The organism is Synechococcus sp. R6-7, assembly GCF_047461695.1.
Lineage (GTDB): Bacteria > Cyanobacteriota > Cyanobacteriia > Thermostichales > Thermostichaceae > Thermostichus.
This window is the reverse complement of record NZ_JANSHS010000184.1, coordinates 1-5,237: the sequence shown is the minus strand read 5'-3', so window position 1 is coordinate 5,237 and position 5,237 is coordinate 1. Positions and strand designations below refer to the sequence as shown.

Genomic DNA, 5,237 nt, shown 5'->3' with positions numbered 1-5,237 from the left:
CCCGCACCAAGGTGCTGACGATGGAGTGGATTGATGGCATCAAGCTGACTCAGGTTGACAAAATCGCTGCTGCGGGGCTGGATGGACGGCACTTGATCGAGATCGGTGTCAATTGCTCCCTCAAGCAGCTTTTGGAAAACGGCTTTTTCCACGCCGATCCCCACCCGGGCAACCTCTTGGCCATGTACGACGGGCGGCTGGCCTATATCGATTTCGGCATGATGAGCACCATCGCGCCCCATCAGCGCTACGGCCTGATCAAGGCGATTGTGCATTTGGTAAACCGAGACTTTGCCGGGCTGGCCCAAGACTACGTGGACTTGGAGTTCCTGGATCCGGATACCGACCTGACTCCCATCATCCCTGCTCTGGAAGCTGTCTTCGCCGAAGCGATGGGCAAATCGGTCTCCGAACTGAATTTCAAGAGCATCACCGATCGGCTCTCGGGGGTGATGTACGACTTTCCCTTTCGAGTTCCCGCCTACTACGCCTTGATCATCCGCTCTTTGCTTACCCTGGAAGGGATCGCCATCGGCCTGGATCCCAACTTTAAGGTGTTGAGCGTGGCCTATCCCTACGTGGCTCAGCGCCTGCTCACCGACCCGGCCCCGGAGCTGCGCGTATCCCTGCGGGAGCTGCTGTTTAACCAGGGGCAATTTCGCTGGAACCGCCTGGAGAACCTGCTGCGCAACGCCGTCAACAGCGAGGATTTTGACCTGCAGGGATCCCTGGAAAAGGCCGTTGATTTTATCTTTTCTGAGCGGGGCGCTTTCCTGCGGGAGCGCCTAGTGGATGTGCTCTTTTCCAGCTCGGGATCCCAGGGTGGCTCAGATGGCTTGGCTCATTTGCAGCGTCTGTGGGAACTCCTCAGCAGCAACCCGAGCTTTCAGCCGCTGCAGCTTCTGCCGATTGTTGCCAAGGTGGCTGCCAAACCGGAAGCTCAACAACTGGGCCGTCAATTGGCCTCCCGCTGGTTGCAACGCTCGGCAGCCCGCCTCATCCGCGACCTGCTATTACCGGATACAGAAAAGCCCAGTTCACCCTCTTCCCTCAACGGGCGTGGCGGGATCCCTGGGCCAGCAACCTCTGCTTCTACCGCTCAACTTCCCCTTCCGGCCTAGCTCAGGTGCTCTTGGGGGGCAGTATCGCTGTTGGGGTTAACAGAGGCCAGAGCCAGCGTAATCCACTCGGAAAATTCATCGCGGCGGAAAACCTGGGGGCGGGAGCGGGGGCCAAAACGCAGCAGGCTGGGCATGCCGTGCTCCTTGAGTCGAGACTGTAGCCAGGTGCCCACACCGGTTTTGCCATCGTTGGGCATTTCGGTTTGGAAGTCACTGTACATCAACAACAACTGGCTGCGAGATTGGAGCACCGCATTCTCTTGAATTAACTTCGGCAAGGAGAGATGGGTGGCTGAGACTGCCCCTTTGCTCCCTTTGGCCGATTCACGACGACGGTCGCGCGGGCGCGGGTTAGTGCTTTCACGGCTCTTGCGGGTTTTGGGTTCACTAGGCATAGAATCTCCTAAACGACAGAGTGCTCCCCAACGGGGGTTAAAGCGGGAACTCGCAGGCCAAAAGCCGAGCCCGCTGTGAAAGTGGCTCGATGGGTACAGTTCTGGAGAATCGCTGAGAAGAGGGACACCTGCTCTTGAGTAAGCGAAGAAGAACTGCGCTGAGCCGGCACGAAAGGCTGGGATCCCTTCGGCGCAACAGCAGTCCACAGCGGGCCGAGCTCCTGCCAATACATCCAAGGCCTGCCCTTGTTTTTCCTGTCGGAGGCCAGTTTGGCTACCACGAATCCGCAGGGCAAGCAAGCCCGGATATTACCCCTATATTGACTTAAAAATGGACAAGTGGACAGTCCCTGGCCGAGAATTTAGCTGCTGCGGCGGGAGCTTCGGAAGGAACTAGGCTTGCCCGCCGGTGGCGAGTATCGCTGAGCTACGGGAGCAGCCTCCTACTACACCTGGAAGCGGTTGTTGGTGGTGTCCAAAAAGGAGTTTCACTGGCTTACTGAGATACTATGCGCATTGCCATTGTCGGGTTGGGGTTGATCGGCGGATCCCTGGCCCTCAAACTGACCGAAAAGGGATATCCCGTCTGGGGGATAAGCCGCAACCCGGCCACCTGCAAACAGGCTCTGGAACGGGGTGCTGTCCAAGGCTGTGGAACCGAGTTGGCCCAGTTGGCTCGCTTTGATCCGCAAATGGTGCTGATCTGTACCCCTCTGGAGCAGGTGTTGGCCACCCTAGCCGCCCTGTTGCCTTATTTGTCGGCAGAGACCGTGGTGAGCGATGTCGGCTCGGTTAAGCAGCCCATCGTTGCTCCGGCAACCGAATTGTGGCCCTGGTTTGTGGGGGGGCACCCCATGGCCGGCAAAAGCCTGCAAGGGATCCAAGCGGCAGAAGCTGACTTGTTTCGGGGGCGGCCCTACGTGCTCACTCCCATCGCCGAGACCCAACCTCAGGCTCTCGATGCGGTGAAAGAACTGATTGCTGCTGTTGGCGCAGAAGCTGTCCTCACGGATCCCGCACGCCATGACCGAGCGGTGGCCTGGATCAGCCATTTGCCAGTTATGGTCAGCGCCAGTTTGATCGCAGCGGTTAGCCAAGAAGGGGATCCCGCGATTCTGGAATTGGCCCGCACTTTGGCCAGCAGCGGATTCCGCGATACCAGCCGTGTTGGCGGAGGGATCCCGCAATTGGGTTTGGAAATAGCCCGCCACAACCGACAGGCGCTGCTGACTGCCCTGAGCAGCTACCAAGCTCAGCTGCGACAGATAGAGCAGTTGATCGCTGGCGAAAGGTGGGACGAATTGCTCCTGGTGCTGCAACGAGCTCAACAGGAATGGCAGCAGTTCCCCGTCAACCATCCTCGCGGAATTCCTCACAACCTGCGCGGTGGGAATGGACAGTAGACGTACTCCCCCAAGACTGGGGATCCCAGGGGGGCGGGGGAGTTCATGCTACCTTGGGCTTATGTGGACAGATCGAGCTTATGTTGAGCACGGCTCAGCTTTGGCTTTACCAACTGGAACAATGGGCAACTGAGCTGGTGCAGTTTCAACTGCAGCACCTTTCTCCCGTCAGTCTGCTGGTGGTGGGCTTGGCCGGCTTGCTCACCAGTCTTTCCCCCTGCACGCTGTCTATGCTGCCGGTGACCATCGGCTACATCGGCGGCTACACCCCCGCTTCTGAGGAAACGGCTGGGGAAGGGCGGCGGCAAGTTTGGGCTCAATCTTTGGGTTTTGCGGCTGGGGTGGCTTTTACCCTGACCCTGCTGGGTTTGTCGGCAGCTTTGCTGGGTCGCGTTTACGGACAAACCGGATCCTTCGGGCCTGTTGTGGCGGGGGGAATTGCCATCTTGATGGGGCTGAACTTGTTAGAGGTGATCCCCCTGCGTTTTCCCGATGGGTTTAACCGCCTCGAGATTCCCGGAGAATGGCCCAGGTTAGGCCGGGCAGTGTTGCTGGGGTTAACCTTTGGCCTGGTGGCCTCTCCCTGCAGTACGCCGGTTTTGGTGGCTTTGCTGGCCTGGGTTTCCACCACAGGGCAACCCTGGGTAGGAGGCGGGCTGCTGCTGGCTTACGGGCTGGGATTGGCCTTTCCTCTGCTCCTGGCGGGGGTGTTTACCGGGTTGGTGAAGCAACTGTTGGCCCTGCGGCGCTGGTCGGGCTGGCTCACTTATGCCAGTGGGGTGGTGTTGGTGGGGTTCGGCAGCGTAACAATCTTGTCGGCTTGGGTCTAAGGGATCCCTGCTGCTGCAGGCTAAGATGGGGCTACACCTACAGCACCCTGTTGGGGACTGCACCTTGCCTGGCAAGAGCAGCGGTCTGAATCTTAAGCCGACAAACTTCTCATGGTCATATACTCTCTCCCGCTTGCCCGCTGGGTTTCCTCGCTGCGGCGGTACTTTCGTCATGAGCTGCTGCCGCTGCTGGCGGATCTGCGCCTGGCCATTGGCCTTTTGTTGGCAATTGCGGTCTTGAGCGCCACCGGCACGGTAATTGAGCAAGAGGAAACAGCGGCTTTTTATCAAGCCCACTATCCAGAGCATCCGGCCCTGTTTGGCTTTCTCACGTGGCGGGTGATCCTGAACTTGGGATTGGATCACGTCTACCGCACCCCTTGGTTTCTGGCTATTTTAATCCTGTTCGGCAGCAGCCTTATCGCCTGTTCCTTTACGCGCCAGTGGCCAATGCTCAAGGTGGCTCGCCGTTGGAGCTATCTCACCCGTCCGCAGTCTTTTCAGCGCCTGCCCTTTTGGACTTATCTGCCCCAACAATCCTTACAAGGGCTGCCGCAGCAGTTGCGTCGACAGGGCTATCTGGTGTTTCAGGAGGGCCATTACCTCTACGCCCGCAAGGGGTTAATCGGCAGGATCGGCCCCATCTTGGTGCATGTCAGCATGCTGCTGATCTTGCTGGGGGCGATTTGGGGCAGCATTAGCGGCTTCAAGGCCCAAGAACTCATTCCCAGCGGCGGCGTGGCTTCTATTCAACACTTGACCGGAGCAGGGGATCTGGCTCGCGCTCACTTGCCTACCTGGCAAATTCGGGCCAATCGCTTCTGGATTGACTACGCTGCCGATGGCCGGGTCAAGCAGTTTTATTCCGACCTCTCGATTTTGGATCAGGGTCAGGAGGTTAAACGTCAGACCATTTCCGTCAACCATCCTCTCTCCTACCGGGGTGTGACCCTTTACCAAGCCGATTGGAGCATCGACAGCATCCGCATCCGCATCAACAACAGCCCCACTTTTCAAATCCCGGTGGTGCCGGTGCGCACCGAGGCAGGCAACAAACTCTGGGGCGCTTTTGTGCCCACCCAGCCGGACATGAGCCAGGGCCTCACGCTGCTGCTGCCGGATCTGCAGGGGACAGCCCTGCTCTACGACACTGAAGGGCAATGGATGGGATCCCTGCGCCAAGGCATGAGCTTGGCCCTCGACGAGGTCGCTCCCCAACGCTTCCCCAACCCGCTCACTCTGCATCTGGATGAGGTGATCGGCGCTACCGGACTGCAAATTAAATCGGATCCGGGGATCCCTGCGGTGTATCTCGGATTTGGCCTGTTGATGGTGGGGGTGGTGATGAGCTACTTCAGCTACAGCCAAATCTGGGCTTTGCAAACGGAGACGGGGCTCTACTTGGGGGGCAAAACCAACCGGGCCTTGGTCACCTTCGAGCGAGAATTCGACCGCTTGGTGGAGCATGACTCTAGTCAATAATAAGCT

Annotated in this window: 5 protein-coding genes; 4 read left to right on the top strand and 1 reads right to left on the bottom strand. The window is 58.7% G+C overall.

The window, feature by feature from the left end; all coding sequences use genetic code 11:
* On the top strand, positions 1-1,121 hold a 1,121-nt coding region (locus NW815_RS06290; RefSeq protein ID WP_414415812.1), incomplete at its 5' end, for an ABC1 kinase family protein.
* On the opposite strand, the gene NW815_RS06285 is transcribed toward NW815_RS06290, so the two are convergent.
* A complete protein-coding gene (locus NW815_RS06285; protein ID WP_414330450.1) occupies positions 1,118-1,516 on the bottom strand; it encodes a hypothetical protein in 399 nt (132 codons plus the stop codon). The two genes, NW815_RS06290 and NW815_RS06285, sit on opposite strands and share 4 nt — an antisense overlap.
* Positions 1,517-2,025: 509 nt before the next feature.
* Between NW815_RS06285 and NW815_RS06280 the strand changes: the two genes are divergently transcribed.
* The 3 genes from NW815_RS06280 (at position 2,026) to NW815_RS06270 (ending at position 5,231) form a co-directional block, all read left to right on the top strand.
* On the top strand, positions 2,026-2,919 hold the full coding sequence (locus tag NW815_RS06280) for a prephenate/arogenate dehydrogenase (RefSeq protein ID WP_414390066.1): 894 nt from the start codon (positions 2,026-2,028) through the stop codon (positions 2,917-2,919).
* 80 nt (positions 2,920-2,999) lie between these two features.
* Positions 3,000-3,749, top strand: a complete 750-nt coding sequence (locus NW815_RS06275) for a cytochrome c biogenesis protein CcdA (protein ID WP_414390064.1) — start codon at positions 3,000-3,002, stop codon at positions 3,747-3,749.
* A gap of 111 nt (positions 3,750-3,860) precedes the next feature.
* Positions 3,861-5,231 carry a cytochrome c biogenesis protein gene (locus tag NW815_RS06270; protein WP_414390061.1) on the top strand — a complete coding sequence of 457 codons (1,371 nt, stop codon included), beginning with the start codon at positions 3,861-3,863 and terminating at the stop codon, positions 5,229-5,231.
* The last annotated feature ends 6 nt before the right edge of the window (positions 5,232-5,237 follow it).